The 3,303-nt window shown below is 72.9% G+C and carries 4 protein-coding genes; all 4 read left to right on the top strand.

Translation table 11 applies throughout. The annotated features are described in order from the left end of the window. Positions 1–370, top strand: a 370-nt coding sequence (locus EEJ42_RS32865) for an alpha/beta hydrolase family protein (RefSeq protein ID WP_342778363.1), incomplete at its 5' end; no start/stop codon positions are given. Positions 371–642: 272 nt separating this feature from the next. Next, positions 643–1,335, top strand: coding sequence for a sigma-70 family RNA polymerase sigma factor (locus EEJ42_RS32860; RefSeq protein ID WP_425473001.1), 693 nt, complete (start codon positions 643–645; stop codon positions 1,333–1,335). Next, positions 1,332–1,676, top strand: coding sequence for a mycothiol system anti-sigma-R factor (gene rsrA, locus EEJ42_RS32855; protein WP_123105617.1), 345 nt, complete (start codon positions 1,332–1,334; stop codon positions 1,674–1,676). The genes EEJ42_RS32860 and rsrA overlap by 4 nt, the downstream gene beginning before the upstream one ends. Before the next feature lie 213 nt (positions 1,677–1,889). After that, positions 1,890–3,303: HD-GYP domain-containing protein (locus tag EEJ42_RS32850; protein WP_184503388.1), on the top strand; the 1,414-nt coding region annotated here is incomplete at its 3' end.

The following is a 3,303-nucleotide window of genomic DNA, read 5'->3' as shown; positions in this document are numbered from 1 at the left end:
GCCCGGCCTGCCGGTCGTCGCGGGCGGCCGCAGCGCGGGCGCCCGGGTGGCGTGCCGTACGGGGGCCGAGCTGGGCGCCCGCGCCGTGCTGGCGCTGTCCTTCCCGCTGCACCCGCCGGGCAAGCCGGAGAAGTCCCGCGCCGAGGAGCTGCTGTCCACGGGCCTGCCGACGCTCGTCCTCCAGGGCGGCCGCGACGCCTTCGGCCGCCCCGGGGAGTTCCCGGCGCTGCCGGAGTCCACGGAACTGGTGGAGGTGCCCCACGGTGACCACGGCTTCGCCGTGCCGAAGTCGGCGGACATCACGGAGTCGGAGGCCATGGCCGTGATCACCGAAGCTGTCGGGGAGTGGCTGACGCGCCTCGCGGGCTGAGGGGTGTGGGTGAGGTCACGGGAATGCCACCCGGGGGGTCGGTGTTATACGCGTCGTAGGTATCGACCGCGTAAGAGGCACCAGCACGAGGAGAGGGAGTTCCCCGCATGGGTTCGCTTGCTTGCCCGGCCCGCCCGCACGCCGCTGACCTGGACTGGCGTCAGCTGGAGGCGGAGCAGACCGCGAAGATCGAGGCGGCGGGCGGACCGGATCGTCGTCTATTCTCCGATTCGAGCGGGTCCGCATCGGGTACCGCCGCGAATACGGAGGAGGTGGGTCAGGTCACTGGGACCGACGCAGAGACCGACGGCGTCATCGAGGGAGCGCAGGACGAGCAGCGGCAGGAGACGTCCGCGGAGCGCAACGCGCGCTTCGAGCGGGACGCCCTGACGTTCCTCGACCAGATGTACTCTGCCGCGCTGCGCATGACCCGTAATCCGGCCGACGCAGAGGACCTCGTGCAGGAGACGTACGCGAAGGCGTACGGGTCCTTCCACCAATTCCGCGAGGGCACCAACCTCAAGGCGTGGCTGTACCGCATTCTCACCAATACCTTCATCAACTCGTACCGCAAGAAGCAGCGTGAACCCCAGCGCAGTGCGGCCGAGGAGATCGAGGACTGGCAGCTCGCGCGCGCCGAGTCACATATGTCGACCGGTCTGCGGTCCGCCGAGTCCCAGGCCCTGGATCACCTTCCTGATTCGGATGTCAAGGAGGCTCTTCAGGCCATTCCCGAGGAGTTCCGGATCGCGGTCTATCTCGCGGATGTCGAGGGGTTTGCGTACAAGGAGATCGCCGACATCATGGGGACACCCATCGGTACGGTGATGTCCCGTCTGCACCGTGGGCGCCGTCAGCTGCGCGAAATGCTGGAGGACTACGCCCGTGGGCGCGGGCTCGTCCCGGCGGGCGCGTCCGGTGCGGCGGCGGACGGGTCGCACGATCGGAAAGGCGCGGACTCATGAGCTGCGGAGAGCCGCACGAGACGGATTGCTCCGAGGTCCTCGACCATCTCTACGAGTTCCTCGATCGCGAAATGCCCGACGGGGACTGTGCCAAGTTCGAGGTGCACTTCGACGAGTGCTCCCCCTGCCTGGAGAAGTACGGCCTGGAGCAGGCCGTGAAGAAGCTGGTCAAGCGGTGCTGCGGGCATGACGACGTGCCCACCGACCTCCGTTCGAAGGTCATGGGCCGCATCGAGCTGATCCGCTCCGGGCAGGCCGTCCCGGAGCGCGAGCTCACCGCGGAGCCGGGCACCGGCGCGGACACCGCCGAGGCGCCCAGGTCCGCCACCGCCCAGGAGTGACCGCCGAGGAGTGATCCCCCGGGTGTGACCGCCCGGGTGTGACGCTGGCCCGCGGGCCGCGGGCGGCGTTTACCGAACGGTCCGATCATCACCCGAAGGGGTGCAATCGGGCGGTCCATCCGCTCCCGCCCGCCGCATGCGGCCCTATTCTCCCCAATCTGACCCGCCCCGGACGGGGCGGCGACCGGATGCGGATGGGGAGGAGGGCGGTCGTTGCGGGCACTTCCTCTCGGGGCGCGCGCCTATGTGCTGAGCGCCGTTCTCGCCGGGGCGCTGTGCGCCGCCCCGGTGCTGTGGTCCCAGGCGGCCGTCCCGTGGGCCACGGTGATCCTGCTCGCCGCGGTGTACGCGGTGGGGTCCCGTACGGTGCGGGCCCCGTCCCCCGAATGGTGCAGCCCCGTCCTCCTGGCCGGGGCTTTTCTGCTGCCGCCGGCCGCCGCGGCGCTCGTCGCTGTGCCCGGGGCGCTGCTGGGGCGGGTCCAGCGGCAGCCCGCGCCGGTACGCCGCGCCTGGCGCGCCGCACAGCTCTCACTGGCCGTCTGGGCCGCCGCGTACGCCTTCCGGGCCCTCAGTGGCCCGTACGCCCTGCGCGCCGCCGAGAACCCCGTTGTGCCCGGTTTTCCGCGGGCCCTGGCCGCCGCCCCGGTCGCCGCGCTCGTGCTGGGGCTGGTCACCGCCGCCCTCGAAGGCGGGGTGCTGGTCCTCGCCGAGCGCCGCTCGGCCCGGGCCGCCTGGTGCGGACGCCACCTGAGCGCGCTGGCGCCGCAGCTGGTCCACGGGCCCGCCGGGCTCGCCATGGCGGTGCTGTGGGCCAGCCCGTACGGGCCGGCGGCGGCCCTGCTGGTGCTGCTGCCGATGTACGTCTGCGCCTGCGTCTTCGCGCTCTACCACCGCGAGCGCGCCGCCCACCAGGCCACCATCCGCGCCCTCGTCCAGGCGGTCGACATCAAGGACCGCTACACCCGGGGCCACAGCGAGCGGGTCGGCCGCGCCTCCGTGATGATCGCCCGCGAGCTGGGCATGAGCGGCGACCGGCTGGAGGCCCTGCGCATCGCGGGCATCCTGCACGACGTGGGCAAGCTCGGCGTCCCCACCCGGCTGCTGCGCAAGAACGGCCCGCTGACCCCCGAGGAGCGCCGCGTCATCGAGCTGCACCCCGAATACGGCCACGAGATGGTGCGCGGCATCCGCTTCCTGGGCGAGGCGCGGACGGCCATCCTGCACCACCACGAGCGGCTGGACGGCAGCGGCTACCCGTACGGGCTGGCCGGGGCGCAGATCCCGGAGTTCGCGCGGGTGGTGGCGGTCGCGGACGCGTTCGACGCGATGACTTCGACGCGTACGTACAGCAGGGCCCGCCCGGTGGAGACGGCGGTCGCGGAGCTGAAGCGGTGTGCGGGCTCGCAGTTCGACCCGCGCATGGTGCGGGCCCTGGCCCGCGCGCTGGACCGCCACGGCTGGCACGCGGCGGTCACGGCGGACGCCCGTACGGAGGCCCGCGCGGAGGCCCGTACGGACGCGGTGGCGGGCGCCGTGGGCGCTCCCGACGAGCGCGGAAACGTCCCGCCGCCCGCGCGTGCCCCGCTCGTACGCGCCGCGGCGCCGGGCCCAGCCGCCGGGCCCGCGG

This window comes from Streptomyces botrytidirepellens, assembly GCF_003721215.1.
GTDB classification, from domain to species: domain Bacteria; phylum Actinomycetota; class Actinomycetes; order Streptomycetales; family Streptomycetaceae; genus Streptomyces; species Streptomyces himastatinicus.
Note: the sequence above shows the minus strand (reverse complement) of the source record. Positions and strands in the feature narration are given on the sequence as shown.

What these genes read in the sequence shown, in the direction of transcription:
- rsrA (WP_123105617.1), top strand. Translation starts at nt 1,332, where the DNA reads ATGAGCTGCGGAGAGCCGCACGAGACGGATTGCTCCGAGGTCCTCGAC.